The following is a 16,696-nucleotide window of genomic DNA, read 5'->3' as shown; positions in this document are numbered from 1 at the left end:
ACAGCCGCCACGCGCTTCAATTGTGGAAGATGATCCTCTCGCCGACATGCAGGGCGAGTCCTGCCAGCCCGCCGATCAGCATGCCGTTGAAGCGGATATACTGCAGGTCGCGACCGATATTGATTTCCACCAGCCGGGTGAGCTGCAGGATGTCCCAGCGCCGCACCTGATCGGCGATAAAGGTGGAGACGCCGCTCTTCTGGTTCTCGACGAAAGAGGCGAGCGCCATGACGAAGCCCTGGTTCATGTCGGCGCGGATTTCGGGCTCATCGGCGAGTTGCTTGCCGACCTGCACGAACATGTCCGCCAGATGCTGGCGCACGGCAGACTGATCGGAAGCCAGATCCTGCTCGACGAACGAGCGCAGGCTGGACAGGAAATCGCCGGCAAGGCCGCGCAGTTCGGGCCGCGCAAGCAGGTCGCGCTTGAGCTGCTCTGCGCGCAATGCATACTCGGGCGATGTGCGAAGGTCGTCGATGAAACCTTTGACGAAGCGATCGAACTCGTGACGCATCGGGTGTTCGGCATCGGCTTCGACCTCGTCGATGAGCGTGCCGGCCGAGGCCACGATCTTTTTGAGCAGATAGGCGTCGGCCTTGAACAGGTTGGCGAGACTGGGCAATTCCTGTCTGATCTTGTCGCGGATCGCGGCCAGCGCGTCTTCATCCGACAGCAGCCGCCCGAAGACGCGCAGCAATTCATCGAAGAGCTGCTGGTGACGCCGGTCGGCCGTAAAGGCCGTCAACAGGTCTGCCGCCAACGGCGCGACCTGCACCTTCTCGACCTGTTCGGTAACCCGTTTGACGACGAAATCCCGCAGCCCCGATCCTTCCACGGCTGCAAGCGCCTGCGGCACGAGCCTTCCGACGAAGCGGGAGAGGCCGGCGGACCGCCTGCGGTCGGAAAGCCACTCGGAGACGAGAAGCGCGAAGTCCACTTCCTCGAGCTTTTCGCGCACCGGTCCGGGAGCGAGGAAATTGACCTCGATGAACCGCCCGAGATTGTCGGCGATGCGGTCCTTGTTGGCGGGAATGATCGCGGTGTGCGGAATGGGCAGGCCGAGCGGACGGCGGAACAGCGCAACGACGGCGTACCAGTCGGCAAGCCCGCCGATCGCGGCTGCTTCGGCAAAGGCTGCGAGGTAGGCGAACGCCGGATAGCTATCCTGCAACGCCCTCGCCCCTAGGAAGACGCCGACGCATGCGACAAGCGCGGCCGTTGCCACAGCCTTGGTGCGCCTTAGCGCTGCAATCTTGGCTGCATCGTCGGCTGATTGTGCCGCTTCGTGTCCAGCCGTTTGCGATGGGGCCGCCATGGGCTGTCCTCTCGGTCATCTGATTCCGCTGCTGCGGCTCAATGTGGGGCGTCGGTGGGCGTTCGTCACCCGCCATAGTCCCGCGAGAGGTCCTCGATCAGTAAGCGGCGGCCAGCAGCGTGCCGAACGCGCCGGCGCCCGGCCGTGCCGGCAATGGCGGCACTGGCTCCAGCCCGATGACACCCAGCGTCTCGCCATCCTCGAAGCGCAACGACGCGTTGAACCGGCGCGCCAGGCGCTTCATCGCCTCGTTCTGCGGATGGGTGGTCACAAGCAGCCGCTCGTAGCCGAAGGCCCGCGCACTCTCGATCAGCCGCGCGAAAAGAAGGCTGCCAAGGCCACGATGCTGCAAATGACGCTCGACGCTGAAGGCGATTTCGCCCGTCGGCTCGGGATCCTGCGGCCGCTCGTGAAGCTCGGCAGCACCCAACACCTGGCCGTTCTCGACATAACCGATGACCAGCGTGCCGGTGCCGAAACTGCGCTCGGCATAGGAGGAAACGAAACCGTCGTTTGTAGGACCGTTGAAACGATCGCGGCGACTATCGGCGTCAAGCCGCAGCAGATGCGCCTTGAACTGGGGCAGTTCCGAATGTCTCAGCAGCCGTATCGTGCCTGTAAGCGGGGCGGCCGCATGGTCTGGCGGCTGTTGCATGTCGCAATCCTCGTGGGTCCTCCCCGAGTCATCGCAACTCGACACACACGTATATTGTGCAATGCAGCATGATTTGCAAGCTCCGCCCGATGCACATCACACATGCCAGCCATGCATTTGCGAACCCGTCCTGCGGTTATAAGTTGAGATTCATACTCATGATTTTTTCGTTGCACTCTGGAATAGTTCTAAGATATGCTCCATATTAACGAAGATGCTTCGCGCCCCTCGAAAGGCATACCATGCGGCTCACACGCCAGACCAACTACGCCATCCGTATCCTTATGTACTGCGCGGCCAATGAAGGCCGGCTTAGCCGCATTCCCGAGATCGCGGCGGCCTACTCGGTATCGGAGCTTTTCCTGTTCAAAATCCTGCAGCCGCTGGTCGAGAACAAGCTGGTGCAAACCGTGCGTGGCCGCAATGGCGGTGTACGCCTCGGCAAGCCCGCCGCTGAGATCACGCTTTTCGACGTCGTGCGCGTGACCGAAGACAATTTCGCGATGGCTGAGTGTTTCGAAAACGATTCGGCCGAGTGCCCGCTGGTTGATTCCTGCGCACTCAACGAGGCGCTCCGCAAGGCGCTGGGCGCCTTCTTCCAGGTGCTGGAGAGCTATACGATCGAAGATCTCGCCAGCGCGCGTTTCTCACTGCGCGACCGGCTGGGCATCGACGACCTGCCGCGCGTTGCCGCAAACGGCTGATGTTCAGAGGTTCGCCGACTGCGGCAGAATGAAAGGGGCGTCGCCAGCAGGCAGCGCACCGACTTTCAGCCTGCATTCGAACACCCTGTGGATGAGGTCGTCGGTGAACACCTCCGCCGGCGCACCGGACGAGGCCACCCTGCCCCGGCTCATAACCATCACCTGATCGGCAAACATCGACGTCAGGTTGAGATCGTGCAGGATGGCGACCACGCCGCCCCCGCGCGTTGCGAAATCACGTGCGATCTTCATGATGACGAGCTGATGCTTGATGTCCAGGCTGGAGACCGGCTCATCGAGGAACAGCCAGCGCGGCTCGCCATCGAGCACCGGCGCCCACACCTGGCAGAGCACGCGCGCAAGCTGCACGCGCTGCTGCTCGCCGCCCGAAAGCTCCTGATAGAAACGTCCCGCAAACCCTTCCAGATCGACGCGCGCCAGCGCGCGTTCAGGCAGCCGCTCGTCCTCGCCGGCAAGCGCGCCGGAGCGGCCGTTGACGATGCCCAGCCGAACGATCTCGCGCACGGTGAACGGAAATGACAGCGTCGTCGCCTGCGGCAGCACCGCGCGCAGCCCGGCAGCCTGCCAGGGCTTCATCTCCCGCAGGTCGCGCCCGTTCAGCCGGATCGCGCCCTCTGCCTTGAGATCGCCGGACAGGGCCTTCAGGAAGGTGGTCTTGCCGGAGCCGTTCGGCCCGACGATCGCGGTGACTTCGCCGGGGCGGGCCTCAAAGCTCACATCCTGCAGGATGCGCTTGGGCCCGATTGAAACCGAAACGTCGCGTGCTTCGATCATGGCTGGTCTCCTCACAGGTCGAGAATGCCGCGCCTGCGCAGCAGGATCCAAAGGAAGAACGGCGCGCCGACAGCGGCGGTGACGATGCCGATCGGCAGTTCCGCCGGTGCAACGATGGTGCGACTGACCGCATCGGCGAGCAGCAGCAAGGAAGCGCCGAGAAGCGCTGATGCCGGCAGCAGGAAGCGGTGATCCGGGCCGATCAGCAACCGCAACAGATGCGGCACGACGATGCCGACGAAGCCGATGCCGCCCGAGACAGCCACCGATGCGCCCGTTGCCGCGGCAACGGCAACGATGGCGATATTCTTGAAGCGCTGTACGGGAACGCCGAGGTGATGCGCCGTCGCCTCGCCAAGCGCCATGGCATTAAGCCCCCGTGCCATGAAGGGCGCGCCCACAAGCGCAAGCACGATGATCGGACCGGCGGCGGCAATCTTGGTCCAGGTCGCGCCTGCCAGCGAGCCGAGGCCCCAGAACGTGAGGTCGCGGAGCTGGCGGTCGTCGGCGAGGTAGACGAGAACACCGGAGAACGCACCGGCCATTGCGCCAAGTGCAATGCCCGCCAGAAGCATCGTTGCGATCGACGTCTGTCCCCTGCGGGTCGCGACCCTGTAAAGCACGAGTGTTGTGACAAGGCCGCCGCCGAAGGCCGCCAGCGGCAAGGCGTAAATGCCAAGCAGCGCCGTCACTGGCGCCAGGACGGTGGAGCCCAGCACGATCATCGTGATCGCCCCGAGCCCTGCACCTGAGGAAACGCCGACAAGGCCGGGATCAGCCAGCGGATTGCGAAACAGGCCCTGCATCACCGCGCCTGAGACTGCCAGTGCCGCACCGATGAGAATGCCCAGGATCACGCGCGGCAGGCGTATGTCGTAGACGATGATCCGGTCACGCGCGCTCAATGCCGCATCGGCTGCTTCGCCGGAAAACATCCAGCCGACGACGACATCCCATGCGGAGGCGTCCGATGCCCCTGAAGTCAGGCTGAACAGGGCAACGACGACCAGCGCCAGCACAAGCACGCCGATCGTCGCCCGCGCCCGCGCGGAGCGATCCCCATCGGCGACTTCGTACGGCACCCCCACCGCGAAAATCCTCTGCAACATTTCCATGCCGATGCTCAGTCTGCCAGAGCGTCGCCGTAGAGAGCGGCCGAAAGGTCGCGCACGGCAGCCGCGGTGCGCGGACCGAAGCCGAGCAGATAGGCACCGTCCATCCGCACCACGCTGCCGGTCTTCGCCGCAGGCGTCGCCGCAATCGCCGGGTGGCTGAGCAGGTCGTTCGCCTGGGTCTCGTGGTCGCCACCGCGATCCATTGCCAGAATCACGTCGGGCGCCGCTTCGATGACCGCCTCGTCGGTAAGCTGCTTGTAGCCCTCACACTCCGTGACCGCATTGACGCCACCGGCCATGCTGATGATGCCGTCCGCAGCCGAGTTGGTGCCGGAAGCAAGAATGCGCCCGCCCTGCAGCGAAAGCACGAACAGCACCTTCTTGCGTTCCGCGATGTCCGCGGTGGCCTGCTCGGCGGCTTTCAGGTCGGCATCCGTATCAGCGGTCAGCGCCGCGGCCTTGTCCTCGACATCGAGAACGTCGCCGACGATGCGGATCTTCTCCAGGATACCTTCGCGATCGTACCGATCGGGCACGGTGACCATCGGAATGCTGGCCTTTTCGAGCACCTCGACCGCCTCGGGCGGGCCGCTGCCCTCGAGCGCGATGATGAGGCTCGGATCGACGGAAATGACGCCTTCCGGGGAAAGCTGGCGTATGTATCCGACATCGGGCAGTTCCAGCGCCGCGTTGGGGAACACGCTGGTCGTATCCCGCGCGATCAGGCGCTCTTCCTCGCCAAGCGCATAGATGATTTCGGTAACGGACCCGCCGATGGCGACGATCCGCGAGGCGTCGTAGTCCTGGGCTCGCAGCGGCGAGCCAAGCACCACCAAGGCGACGCCGAGAGCAGCCGCGCCCGCAAGTCTTCTCAATTTCATGGTATTTCTCCTCAGGCGGCCGTACGCTGCGGCAGGCGCGGCAGATTTTCCGCGATCATCCGCCAGTCGTCGCGCTCGGTCCTGCCCTCGCTTCGCTTGCCGAAGAACTGGATGATCATCTCGCCGTCGGCGCCATAGGCTTCGATCGAGGTGACGTGGCCGTCCTTCGTCGGCTTCCGGACGCCCCAAAGCTCGTGCACGTGATCGGCCCGCAAATGCAGATGGAACGTCTCGTCGAGCACGTTGATCCACGGCCCCATCGTCTTGATGTTCGCCACCGGACCGGAGTGGATCTGGATGCATCCGTGATTGCCCACGAAGCACATGATCGGGATTTCCTCCTGCGCGGCGTGAAGGAACATCGCGTTGAGGGCGTCCCCGTCCAACCGCCAGGCGTAGTCCTCGCCGATCATGTCCAGCGCCTGCCGGCGATTGAGCTTCAGCGAACGCAGCATGCCGAAGAACTGGTGCACGTCGGTCATCGTGCTCCAGCGCTCGCGCAGCTCGTCTGAGCTGCCGGCTTCGCTCTCGTCGAAGCCGGTCTTTTCGACCGGCTTCGTTTCGATCGCCTGCGACTGGTCCGCGGAGATCAACCGGGAAACAAGCTCTTCATAGGCGGCCACGTTTGACGCCGGCCGCAAATGAATCTTATGGACGGCATCACCGGCCTTGTCGAAGAACTGAAGGCTGCGACGCACGGTCTCGCCGTCGTTTTTCTCCACCGCAAAGCCATGTGCCCATGCATCGGGGAAGATGCGCAGGTCGATGTCGGCGCCCAGCAGCATCATCGCCCGCTGACCGGCTATGACCTTGTCATAGACGCCGATCTTCTCGTGCACCGCACTCTCGTTGCGGGTGAGCGCCATTACCTCCCCCAGGGCCTCGAGGCCGAAAAGCACGTCGCTGACACGCGGCTCGATACGCCGGACGCCTTCGCCGACATGCGCGGCCACCAGATCCGCTTCTGAGACACCAAGCTGGGCGGCAAGGTCACGTTCGCGCATCTTCGGATTTTCGGCACGCGCGAGACGAATCGCTTCCGGGCTGGGTTTGGCTTCAGCACTCATATTTTCACCTGACGTCTTCACTTGTTGAGGATGAGCTTGCCTTGCCGCGTGATCTTGAGCCGGTACATGGAGCCTTCGTGCTCGATACCGATCTCATGCGTGCCGCGGAACAGCGACTCGCTGGTGACGATCCGCGCGGCCCTGTCGAAGGGACGCGGCCGAACTTCGTGACCGCCTTCGGTTGCCGAAGACCTGCGGAAGGAGGGGTGATTGAAGGGAGTGTAGCTGTTCACGATACCGTTCCTTTTCACTGTCCGGGCTCGCGGTTGCTGGCTAGGGGGCGACTTCGCAAAAGCGCGATTGAATTCTTGACACTAATTATCAGCTTTAATAGGGAGTGCAATACCGGAGTGAAAAGGTCAACATTTTTGACGGACCGGCGGTATTGAGGAAGCAAGCGAGCCAGTGAGCCAGCCAGTGGAATCTCATGAGATCAGGAGACTTGAGATGGGGTTGGTGGCTCGCAAGGCGACCGTTCTGCTCGGCGGAGCGGCGATGGCGATGGTAATGGGGGTGTTTCAGGCAGGCGCACAGGATGCGGCGATTGAAGAGGCAACGACGAATACCGCGGAAAAGCAGGGGCGCGTGACGCTTCTTCAGCGCCTCGTCGTTGGCGCCGGCGCCGAAAAGGTGGCGATCGACACGCCACAGGCCGTTACGGTGGTCAACCAGGAAGACATAGACCAGGCCCAGCCGGAAACGGTCGGCGAGCTGCTGCGCAGGGTTCCGGGCGTCAACATGTCCGGTTCCGACAAGCTGCTCGGCCAGTCGATCAACATCCGCGGTATCGGTGGTCCGGCGACGGCCGGCGACGAGGGTCGCATCATCGTCAATATCGACGGTGTGTCGAAGTTCTACGAGCAGTACCGCATGGGCGGCCTGTTCACCGACATGGAGCTCTACAAGCAAGTCGAAGTGCTCCGCGGCCCCGCCTCCTCGACCCTTTACGGTTCGGGTGCATTGGGCGGCGTCGTCAACTTCACGACGAAAGACGCCTCCGACTTCCTCGCCGACGGCCAGAACGGCGCGCTGCGCCTGAAGACCAGCTACGACTCCAATTCGACCGGCCTGCTTGGCTCGGCGATCTTCGCGCAGCGTGTCAACGAGAACTTCGAGTTCCTTGCTGCGGGCAACTACCGCTATGCCGAGAATTACACCTCGGGCAACGGGCATGAAGTGCTGGGATCGGAGATTTCGGCGCCGTCGGGCTTGGTGAAGAGTACCTTCCGCTTCGGCGAGAACAACGAACAGACGCTGCGCGCTTCCTACCAGCATTGGACGACCACGATGCTGGATCAGGAATACAACCAGACCGGCGAGGAAGTCGGGTTCGGCCTCGTGGACCGCAAGGTCACCGACAAGACCGCGATCATCGCCTATGAGAATCCGGCAACCGACAACCGCTGGATCGACCTCAAGGTGCAGGCTTCGTTCTCGGACACGGTGAACGATCAGTCGGAAGCTGCCATCCCGTCACTGAACCGCACCTTCGGTTACAAGACCTACCAGTTCTCGATCGACAACACTTTCGACTTCAGCGGCGAGAACTACGAGAATTACCTGACGGTCGGCTCGCAATCGAACTTCCAGGAGCGCACGACCCTCAAGAGCACGTCGGGAACCCACCCGCAGGGCACCCGCGTCGCGACCGGCGTCTTCGCGCAGAACGAGTTCATCTGGGATGATCGCCTGACGCTCATTGCCGGCGCGCGACTGGACTGGCAGGAACTGGAGCCGACCGACATCATTGGCGCCACCAAGAAGACCCACACCGCCTTCTCACCCAAGATCGCCGCGCACTACAAATTCAACGACACTATCGCCGTGTTCGGGTCGATCGCGCATACCGAGCGCGTTCCGACCATCGACGAGGTGTTCGACAGCGGCGCGCTCACGTCGGACCTGAAGAAGGAAAAGTCGCTCAACTACGAGATCGGTACGGCGTTTTCTTTCTACGACACGTTCCAGGGTGGCGACGCGCTGCAGCTCAAGGCGACAGGCTTCTACAACGACATCACCGACCTGATCACCGATCGCGGCACTGGCGTCACCCCTCGCTACGACAACATCGGCGAAGCGCGCATCTACGGCGCCGAAATCGAGGCGGCCTATGATTCCGACTATTTCTTCGGCAGCGCATCCTATTCGCATGTCATCGGAAAGGATATTTCCAACGCCACGTGGTTGAACACGGTCGCACCGCACCAGTTCGCCTTCACGGTTGGAGGCCGGTTGCCGGAGCACGGTCTGGAGTTCGGCTGGACCAGTCGGATTGTCGCGGCCCAGAAGCGCGTTTCCAGCCTTCCCTTCATGCGCGAGGCGAGCGACGCCTTTTCGACCCACGACATTTTCGTTACATGGAGGCCGCAGGAAGGTCCGCTGGAAGGCTGGGATGCCAACTTCCGGGTCGACAACATCTTCAACGAGCAATACCGCGAGTTCCTCTCCGGCACCCCGGGCAAGGGCCGCACGTTCAAGGTATCGCTGGCGAAACAGATTGGATGGTAGTTATGCAACTCAAAAGCGTGGGCCGTATTCTGACCTCGGCCCTGCTCGCCTCCGCCCCGGTTTTCGGGGCGGCAGCGCAGGAGGCGGAGGAGTCATCCTCCGCCCCCGTGCTGTCAGTGGAACTCAATGCGCTGCAGGCGACCGACAAGGGTTGCAGGTTCACGTTCGTGGTCGCAAACCAGCTTGGAGGCGCGCTCGAAAGCGCAGCCTTCGAACTGGTGCTCTTCGACAAGGAAGGCATGGTCAGCCGGTTGACCATCGTCGACTTCAAGGACCTGCCCGACGGCAAGACCAAGGTCCGCCAGTTCGACTTCTCCGGCGTTGACTGTTCCTCGCTGGGTCGCGTGCTGGTGAACGACGCCACGGAATGCAAGGGCAGCGGCATCGACGCCCGCGCCTGCATCCAGAACCTGAAAACGGAAACACGCACCGATACCGCGTTCGGCATCTAACCTTCGGTTTGTACCAGTGATGACCCTATCCCCCCTCGCCCGCTCCGTCGCGATCCTGCTGGTCTCGGCCTTCGTCGCCGTGGCGCCGGTGTCAGCCACTTTCGCTCAATCGAGCGACACCCCCGTCACGGAGCCGGCCCAGGCACCGGAAACCGTCACGCCGGTTGTCGAACCCGATGCGGAAGCAGCCCCCGTTGCGGAGCCAAGCGGCGAGGCGGCGGAAGGCACTCAGGTCTCGACCCTGCCGCATGATCTTTCGCCTTGGGGCATGTTCATGGCCGCGGACTGGGTGGTCAAGGGCGTCATGATAGGGCTGGCTTTCGCATCGCTGGTGACGTGGACCGTCTGGCTTGCCAAGTCGCTCGAGCTCGCGGCCGCCAAGCGTCGCGTCTCCCAGGCGCTGGAGCGGATCATCGCGGCCAAGAGCCTAGAGGAGGCCGGGTTGGCGATGGAGGGCGTGGGCAGCGGCCCCGCGACCTTGCTGGTGCGCGCGGCAGGTCATGAAGCAGCCCTCTCGGGACCGCAGCACGACGGCAACGCAGCCGGCCTAAAGGAGCGCGTCGCGTCGCACCTCGGCCGCATCGAGGCGCAGGCCGCCCGTCGCATGACGCGCGGCACCGGCGTTCTCGCAACCATCGGTTCGACAGCGCCCTTCGTCGGCCTGTTCGGAACCGTATGGGGCATCATGAATTCGTTCATCGGCATCTCGCAGGCGCAGACAACCAACCTCGCCATTGTCGCGCCCGGTATCGCCGAGGCGCTGCTGGCGACCGCGCTTGGCCTTGTCGCGGCCATCCCCGCCGTCGTCATCTACAACGTGTTCGCGCGCGCCATCGCTGGATACAGGCTGCTGCTGGCGGACGCCTCGGCAGCGGTGGAGCGTCTCGTCAGCCGCGACATCGACCGCCGCGCGCTTGCGGGCGGGCATGGCGCGGCGCGCGCGCAGGCCGCAGAATAAGGCGGAGCGAAACGATGGCCGGCAGCCTCAACAGCAATACCGAGAGCGACGATCTCGTCGAAAGCCACGAGATCAACGTCACCCCGTTCATCGACGTGATGCTGGTGCTGCTCATCATCTTCATGGTGGCCGCCCCCCTGGCGACCGTCGACATCAATGTCGATCTGCCGGCCTCAAACGCCCAGGCGCAACCACGCCCGGACGAGCCGCTCTACGTGACGGTGCAGGAAGACCTGACCGTTTCCGTGGGCGACGATGCAGTGAATCACGAGCAACTCGCCGCCGCTCTCGAGCGCAGCACCGATGGCGACAAGGAGGCGCGCGTGTTCCTGCGTGCCGACAAGGCGGTTGCCTATGGTGACCTGATGACCGTGATGAACCTGGTGCGCATGGCGGGCTACACCAAGATCGCGCTGGTGGGCCTCGACGCCGCACCCGGCGGTGCCGCGGCGACCGCCGTCGAACCGTCAGGTGAAGCGCAACCATGAGTCCCCGCGCCGACATCGCCTGGTCGCGGCAGCTCGCCCGCACGACGCCGGGCCAGGTCGTTCTATGGACACTGGCCGCGCTCGTGATGCTGACCGCCCATGCCACAGCGGCATGGTGGGTCATGCGCGAGCCGCCCCCGGAACCCATTCAGATCGCCGGTTCGACGGCGATCGAAGTCGACCTTGCAGCACTTGGTTTTTCGGAAGTCGACATGCTCGCCGCCGGCCAGGCGATCGAAGCGGCGGAGCCGGTCGAGCCGACGGAAGCAGAAGCCGTCCCGACAGATGCAGTGGAGGTCGAAGAAGCGGAGCCGGTCGAGACCGCGCGTCCGGTCGAAACCACGCCGGTGGAACGAACCGAACCTGTGGAAGAGACGCCGCGCCAGAAGACCACGGAAGTAGAGCAGCAGGAGCCGGTTCGCGCAGAAGCCGTGCCCTCACCTGCTGCCCAACTGGCGGAAGCGCAATCCGAGGTGGCGATCGCAGCGCTGCCGCCGACGGAGCGTGAAACCACGGTCGACGTTCTGACAGCCAACCCAGTGGAAGTCGAGACAGTCGAACCCGTCGAGGAAAACGAGCAACTCGCCGCCCTGATGCGCGCGCCGCTGCCGACGCCCCGTCCCGACTACACGCCCCCGCCACCGAGGGTGGAGCGTCAGCGCACGGAACGGCCAAAACGCGAGAAGCCGACGCAGCAGGCCAAGCGGCCGGCCGCCGGCTCCCAGGGCAACGCCCAGGCAAACGCCAGGAAAGGCTCGGAACGGGGATCTGCCCAGGGTCGCGCAGCCAGCGAGTCCGCCGGCAACCAGCGTCGGTCTGCAGAGGGCAATGCAGCGGTGTCCAACTATCCGGGCCAGGTCGCGCGCAAACTGCGCCGCGCCGTCCGCTCGCCACGTGGACGCGACCGTGGCGAAGTCCTGGTGAGCTTTACCGTCAGCCGATCAGGTAGCGTGAGCGGCGTACGCATCGCGCGTAGTTCCGGCTCGCCGAACCTCGACAAGGCTGCGCTCGACACGGTTCGCCGCGCCGCACCCTTCCCGCCGATTCCGGATGCCGCAGGCCGGTCGAGCTGGCCTTTCAACCTGCCACTGGCCTTCACCCGTTGAGATTGGACGATGTCCGGCTTCCTCAATTTTCATAAGCTCGCCGCAGCGCGCGGCGACGGGTTGCATCCCAGGCTGCTTGAACTGCTCGAGCAGCGCGCGCTGGCCTTCGAGGCCGATCCGGACGTGGTCGAGCTTCACACCGTTCGCGAAGGCGCGTTCACCCAGGCCGGGCCCGGGCCGTCGCCGGTGAGACCGGTATTCCTGCCGGGCAACGTGATTGACTTCACACCGCGCCGGCAGGCGGCCGCGGTCGCGCAAAGGAAGACTTCGAACAGCTAGCCGGCAATACGGCCATCATGAAAGGAAGAACGTCATGTACATCGCCATGAACCGCTTCAAGGTGAAGAACGGGTCGGAAGAGGATTTCGAGACCATCTGGAAGAACCGCGACTCGAAGCTCAACGAGATGAAGGGTTTCCGCGAGTTCCACCTGCTGCGCGGTCCGGTGAACGAGGAAGAAGGCTATACGCTGTTTGCCTCGCACACCGTCTGGGAAAGCTACGATGACTTCCAGGCCTGGACGAAGTCGCAGAACTTCCGCGACGCGCACCGCAACGCCGGCGACCATAAGCCCGTTTATCTCGGCCACCCTCAGTTCGAAGGCTTCACAGTGGTGGAAGGCGCCTGAAGATGAGCAAGGATGCCGCGGATTTCGCTCGCGCCATCCCGATCCTGCCATCGGTGGATATGGGCGTTACGCGGTCATTCTACCGCGATCGTCTCGGCTTCACCGTCATAGGACCGGAATCGGCCAATCACCTGATCGTGCGCCGCGACGAGATGGAACTGCACTTCTGGCTCTGCAACGACCCGAAGCTGCCGGAAGTTTCGTCATGCTACATACGTGGCGGGCAGATAGCCGATCTACATGCCGAATACCGCAAACGCGGCGTGGAGCGCCTCAGCGATCTGGCCCTGCGGCCATGGGGCATGGTTGAGTTCTACATCCACGATCCCCAAGGCAACCTGCTGCGCTTCGGCCATCGCCCGGAAGCAGGCTGAGCCCTACTCCGCAGCGGCCAGCAGGCTGGCATTGCCGCCGGCTGCCGTGGTGTCCACGCACACGGCGCGTTCGTGCACATAGGCCGTCGGGTTGATCACCGCCGCCACGAGCCGGACGATGGCGCCCTTGCGCGCCGCCAGCGCCTTGCGAATGGCACGCAGCGTGTCCGCATCGGCGGAACTCGCCACCACTTCCACACCGAGCCCGGTCAGATCATCGGGGTCCACCACGCCGTCGATCGCCTCCACGGGCATGCCCTTGCCGGTCAGCGGCAAAAGCGCCGCGCGGGCGCCCGGCGTCACCGCAAGGACGGCGTTGCCCGCCGACAATGCCTGGATCGCTTGCGCGAAAGCCGTTTCAGGGTCCGGTCCGAGGCACAGCGTGCGCCCGCGCGGCACCAGAAGCAGCGTATTCGCTTCGCCGGTCGGGCCCGGCAGGTCCACCGGGCCGTAATCAAGCGCCGCCGCAGCCGCGATTGCCTCCGCGCCCTTGCCGCGCAGGTGCTTCCTGAGCACGCCGATCCGATCGAGCCGTGTCGACCAGCCGCTGCGAACGGCGTCCGGCATGTGCTCCGCCAGCGTGCGCGCAGGCACGACGTCGCCATCGGCCGGCGCCAGCGCCGTCACCTCGCCCTTGCGGAACCGCCGCAGGTAGGATGGGCCGCCGGCCTTAGGCCCCGTGCCCGACAGCCCCTCGCCGCCGAAAGGCTGCGAGCCGACCACCGCGCCGATCTGGTTGCGGTTCACGTATATATTGCCGGCATGGATGCCGTCGACGATATGCTGAACCCGCGCCTCGATGCGCGTGTGCAGCCCGAAGGTCAGCCCGTAACCCTTTGCGTTGATGTCGGAAATGATCTTGTCGATCTCATCGGCCTCGAAGGTCGCGACATGCAGGATCGGACCGAACATCTCCCGCTCCATCTCGCCGATGCCGTCGACGCGGAAAATGTGTGGCGCCACGAAGCGGCCCTCCGACGGCGTATCGAGCCGGGCGACGAGACGCCCCTTCTTCTCCATGTGCACGCAATAGCCGGTCAGGTTGTCCCGTGCCTCGTCATCGATGACAGGGCCGACGTCGGTCGAGATCAGGGCCGGATCGCCCAGGCGCAGCGCCTGCATCGCACCAGTCAGCATCTCGAGCACCTTCGCCTCGACGTCCTTCTGCACATAGAGCACGCGCAGCGCCGAACAGCGCTGGCCGGCGCTCTGGAAGGCCGAGGCGACGATGTCGCGCACCGCCTGCTCGGGCAGCGCGGTGGAATCGACGATCATCGCGTTGAGACCACCCGTCTCGGCGATCAGCATCGCATCGGGGTCCGCCGTCTCTGCGATCTGCCGCTCGATCAGCCGCGCCACGTCAGTGGAGCCGGTAAAGCAGACGCCGGCGATGCGCGGATCCGCCGTCAACGGGCCGCCGACGGAAGGACCGTCGCCCGGCAGCAGTTGAAGCACGTCCTCCGGGATGCCTGCCTCGTGCAGAAGTTCCACCGCCCGCGCGGCAATCAACGGCGTCTGTTCGGCTGGTTTTGCGACGACGGTGTTGCCGGTGACGAGCGCCGCCGCGATCTGTCCGGTGAAGATGGCCAGCGGAAAATTCCACGGCGAGATGCAGGCAATCACGCCGCGCGCCGTCGTGTGGCGCTCGACTTCCGCCGCCTGCCCGGCATAGTAGCGCAGAAAATCGGCAGCCTCCCGCACTTCGGCCACGCCGTCGGCAAGCACCTTGCCTGCTTCGCGGGCGCAGAGCGCGAAGAACTCGACCGCATGCTCCTCGTAGAGATCGGCGGCGCGCAGCAACGCGGCCGCGCGCGTGGCAACCGGCGTTTTCTCCCATCCGGGCTGCGCCTTTACGGCGGCATGGACGGCCTTGCCGACCGCGGCGCTGCTCGCCTCGGCCACCTCGCCGACGACCTCTGTCGGTCGAGACGGGTTGACGACTGCCCTCGTCTTGCTGCCCACGCCGGCGCGCCACTGGTGCGGCGCATCGAACTTCGCGCGCGCCTCTGCAATCTCGGCGAGCGTCACCGGATCGGTGATGTCCCATCCCCTGGAATTGCGCCTTTGTGTGCCGAAGATGTCGACCGGGCGCGGGATCGCCGGGTTGGTGGCCGGTCCTTGCGCCGCCACCACATCGAACGGGTCTCTGGCGATCTCTTCCGCCGCCACCTGCTTGTCGACGATCTGGTGCACGAAGGACGAGTTGGCGCCGTTCTCCAGCAAACGGCGCACCAGATAGGCAAGCAGGTCGGAATGCGCGCCCACCGGCGCGTAAATCCGGCAGCGCGTGCCTTCGGCCTTGCGCACGGCCTCGTGCAGGGCCTCGCCCATGCCGTGCAGCCGCTGGAACTCGAACGCCTGCCTGTCGTCGGCCATCTGCAGGATCGCGGCAACCGTGTGGGCGTTGTGCGTGGCAAACTGCGGATAGATGCGGTCGGTCATGCCGAGCAGCTTCCGGGCGCAGGCAATGTAGGAGACGTCGGTGTTGGGCTTGCGCGTGAATACCGGATAGCCGGCAAGCCCCAGCACCTGCGCACGCTTGATCTCGGTGTCCCAGTAGGCACCCTTGACCAGCCGCACCATGATCCGGCGATCGAGCCGCTTCGCGAGCGCATGGAGCCAGTCGATGACGAATGGCGCGCGCGGCCCGTAGGCCTGTACCACGACGCCGAACCCGTCCCAGCCGGCCAACTCGGGCTCCGAAAGTACTTTCTCGATCACGTCGAGCGACAGGTCGAGCCTGTCGGCTTCCTCGGCGTCGATGTTGAGCCCCATGCGCGCATGACGCGCGGCCAGCGCAAGCGAAAACAAGCGCTTTGCCATGACGGGCAGCATCGTTTCTTTCTGGCCGGTCTCGTAGCGCGGATGAAGGGCCGAAAGCTTGACCGAAATGCCGTGGTTCTTCGCGATGTCGGCATCGGTCGCACCCGCATTCAGAGCCGAGATCGCCGCCGCATAAGCACGGTGGTAGCGCAAGGCGTCGGCCTCGGTGCGCGCGGCCTCGCCCAGCATATCGAACGAATAGGTGTAGCCCTTGCGGGTGTAGTCGCGCCCGCGCTTGACCGCTTCGTCAATGGTCCGGCCCAGCACAAACTGCTCGCCCATTTCGCGCATGGCCGCTGAAACCGCCTTACGGATTACCGGTTCGCCCAGGCGCCGCACCATAGAGCGCAGCGTGCCCTCAATGCCGCCCTCGCCGTCTTCCAGCACACGGCCGGTGAGCATCAGAGCCCATGTCGAGGCGTTGACGAAGATCGAACTCGACCCGCCCGAATGCGCAGACCAGTCATGCGGCGCGATCTTGTCGCGGATCAGATCGTCCATCGTCTCGGCGTCCGGAACGCGCAGCAAGGCCTCGGCCAGGCACATGAGCGCCACGCCTTCCTTGGTGGAGAGGCCGTATTCTGACAGGAACACTTCCATCAGTTCCGGACTGGAAGCACCGCGCACCGCCCGAACGAGATCGGACGCGCGCGCGGAGATCGCGGCACGCGCGTCGGGATCGAGCTCGGCAAGAGCGACAAGACGGGCCAGCGCCTCCTCCTCGTCTGGAAGCATGTGGGCACGAATTGCTGCGCGAAGTTTCTGAAGCTGATGCGATGACATTGCGGACCGCCGAAGACGATGTTGAGCGAATGGCGCGAACATAT

17 protein-coding genes are annotated in these 16,696 nt (G+C 64.5%); 9 read left to right on the top strand and 8 right to left on the bottom strand.

Going from position 1 to position 16,696, the window contains the following annotated elements:
- Positions 1 to 16 precede the first annotated feature (16 nt).
- Both ACVJNE_RS15160 and ACVJNE_RS15155 read right to left on the bottom strand, forming a co-directional pair.
- The gene (locus ACVJNE_RS15160) at positions 17 to 1,315 is read right to left on the bottom strand and encodes a DUF445 domain-containing protein (protein ID WP_499566845.1); all 1,299 of its coding nucleotides are present in this window, start codon (positions 1,313 to 1,315) and stop codon (positions 17 to 19) included.
- Positions 1,316 to 1,412: 97 nt separating this feature from the next.
- A complete protein-coding gene (locus ACVJNE_RS15155) occupies positions 1,413 to 1,970 on the bottom strand; it encodes a GNAT family N-acetyltransferase (protein WP_499566843.1) in 558 nt (185 codons plus the stop codon).
- Between the two features lie 242 nt (positions 1,971 to 2,212).
- Between ACVJNE_RS15155 and rirA the strand changes: the two genes are divergently transcribed.
- The gene (rirA, locus tag ACVJNE_RS15150) at positions 2,213 to 2,674 is read left to right on the top strand and encodes an iron-responsive transcriptional regulator RirA (RefSeq protein WP_499566841.1); all 462 of its coding nucleotides are present in this window, start codon (positions 2,213 to 2,215) and stop codon (positions 2,672 to 2,674) included.
- Between the two features lie 3 nt (positions 2,675 to 2,677).
- On the opposite strand, the gene ACVJNE_RS15145 is transcribed toward rirA, so the two are convergent.
- Genes ACVJNE_RS15145 through hemP form a run of 5 tightly spaced genes read right to left on the bottom strand, consistent with a single transcriptional unit; the run spans position 2,678 to position 6,765 of the window.
- Positions 2,678 to 3,469 carry a heme ABC transporter ATP-binding protein gene (locus ACVJNE_RS15145; protein ID WP_499566840.1) on the bottom strand — a complete coding sequence of 264 codons (792 nt, stop codon included), beginning with the start codon at positions 3,467 to 3,469 and terminating at the stop codon, positions 2,678 to 2,680.
- 11 nt (positions 3,470 to 3,480) lie between these two features.
- Positions 3,481 to 4,584 (bottom strand): FecCD family ABC transporter permease, encoded by a 1,104-nt coding sequence (locus tag ACVJNE_RS15140; RefSeq protein WP_499566838.1) that lies wholly within the window; start codon positions 4,582 to 4,584, stop codon positions 3,481 to 3,483.
- An 8-nt stretch (positions 4,585 to 4,592) separates the two neighbouring features.
- Complete coding sequence (locus tag ACVJNE_RS15135; protein ID WP_499566836.1) at positions 4,593 to 5,465, bottom strand: heme/hemin ABC transporter substrate-binding protein; 873 nt, start codon at positions 5,463 to 5,465, stop codon at positions 4,593 to 4,595.
- 11 nt (positions 5,466 to 5,476) lie between these two features.
- The gene (locus tag ACVJNE_RS15130; RefSeq protein ID WP_499566835.1) at positions 5,477 to 6,532 is read right to left on the bottom strand and encodes a hemin-degrading factor; all 1,056 of its coding nucleotides are present in this window, start codon (positions 6,530 to 6,532) and stop codon (positions 5,477 to 5,479) included.
- A 17-nt stretch (positions 6,533 to 6,549) separates the two neighbouring features.
- Positions 6,550 to 6,765: a hemin uptake protein HemP gene (hemP, locus tag ACVJNE_RS15125; protein WP_499566833.1), complete on the bottom strand. Its 216-nt coding sequence runs from the start codon at positions 6,763 to 6,765 to the stop codon at positions 6,550 to 6,552.
- 214 nt (positions 6,766 to 6,979) lie between these two features.
- On the opposite strand from hemP, the gene ACVJNE_RS15120 reads away from it, so the two are divergent.
- Genes ACVJNE_RS15120 through ACVJNE_RS15085 form a run of 8 tightly spaced genes read left to right on the top strand, consistent with a single transcriptional unit; the run spans position 6,980 to position 13,046 of the window.
- On the top strand, positions 6,980 to 9,040 hold the full coding sequence (locus ACVJNE_RS15120; protein WP_499566832.1) for a TonB-dependent receptor domain-containing protein: 2,061 nt from the start codon (positions 6,980 to 6,982) through the stop codon (positions 9,038 to 9,040).
- Positions 9,041 to 9,042: 2 nt separating this feature from the next.
- Positions 9,043 to 9,492 (top strand): hypothetical protein, encoded by a 450-nt coding sequence (locus ACVJNE_RS15115; protein WP_499566830.1) that lies wholly within the window; start codon positions 9,043 to 9,045, stop codon positions 9,490 to 9,492.
- 19 nt (positions 9,493 to 9,511) lie between these two features.
- A complete protein-coding gene (gene exbB / locus ACVJNE_RS15110) occupies positions 9,512 to 10,450 on the top strand; it encodes a tonB-system energizer ExbB (protein WP_499566828.1) in 939 nt (312 codons plus the stop codon).
- Positions 10,451 to 10,464: 14 nt separating this feature from the next.
- Positions 10,465 to 10,938 carry a TonB system transport protein ExbD gene (gene exbD, locus ACVJNE_RS15105; RefSeq protein ID WP_499566826.1) on the top strand — a complete coding sequence of 158 codons (474 nt, stop codon included), beginning with the start codon at positions 10,465 to 10,467 and terminating at the stop codon, positions 10,936 to 10,938.
- Positions 10,935 to 12,044: a cell envelope integrity protein TolA gene (gene tolA / locus ACVJNE_RS15100; protein WP_499566824.1), complete on the top strand. Its 1,110-nt coding sequence runs from the start codon at positions 10,935 to 10,937 to the stop codon at positions 12,042 to 12,044. Before exbD ends, tolA begins: the two co-directional genes overlap by 4 nt.
- Before the next feature lie 9 nt (positions 12,045 to 12,053).
- Positions 12,054 to 12,323, top strand: coding sequence for a hypothetical protein (locus tag ACVJNE_RS15095; protein ID WP_499566822.1), 270 nt, complete (start codon positions 12,054 to 12,056; stop codon positions 12,321 to 12,323).
- Between the two features lie 34 nt (positions 12,324 to 12,357).
- Positions 12,358 to 12,672, top strand: coding sequence for a heme-degrading protein HmuQ (gene hmuQ / locus ACVJNE_RS15090; RefSeq protein ID WP_499566820.1), 315 nt, complete (start codon positions 12,358 to 12,360; stop codon positions 12,670 to 12,672).
- Between the two features lie 2 nt (positions 12,673 to 12,674).
- Positions 12,675 to 13,046 carry a bleomycin resistance protein gene (locus ACVJNE_RS15085; protein ID WP_499566818.1) on the top strand — a complete coding sequence of 124 codons (372 nt, stop codon included), beginning with the start codon at positions 12,675 to 12,677 and terminating at the stop codon, positions 13,044 to 13,046.
- A 3-nt stretch (positions 13,047 to 13,049) separates the two neighbouring features.
- On the opposite strand, the gene putA is transcribed toward ACVJNE_RS15085, so the two are convergent.
- Positions 13,050 to 16,604 (bottom strand): bifunctional proline dehydrogenase/L-glutamate gamma-semialdehyde dehydrogenase PutA, encoded by a 3,555-nt coding sequence (putA, locus tag ACVJNE_RS15080; protein WP_499566816.1) that lies wholly within the window; start codon positions 16,602 to 16,604, stop codon positions 13,050 to 13,052.
- Positions 16,605 to 16,696: the final 92 nt, after the last annotated feature.

Source organism: Mesorhizobium sp. DxT (assembly GCF_058448885.1).
Note: the sequence above shows the minus strand (reverse complement) of the source record. Positions and strands in the feature narration are given on the sequence as shown.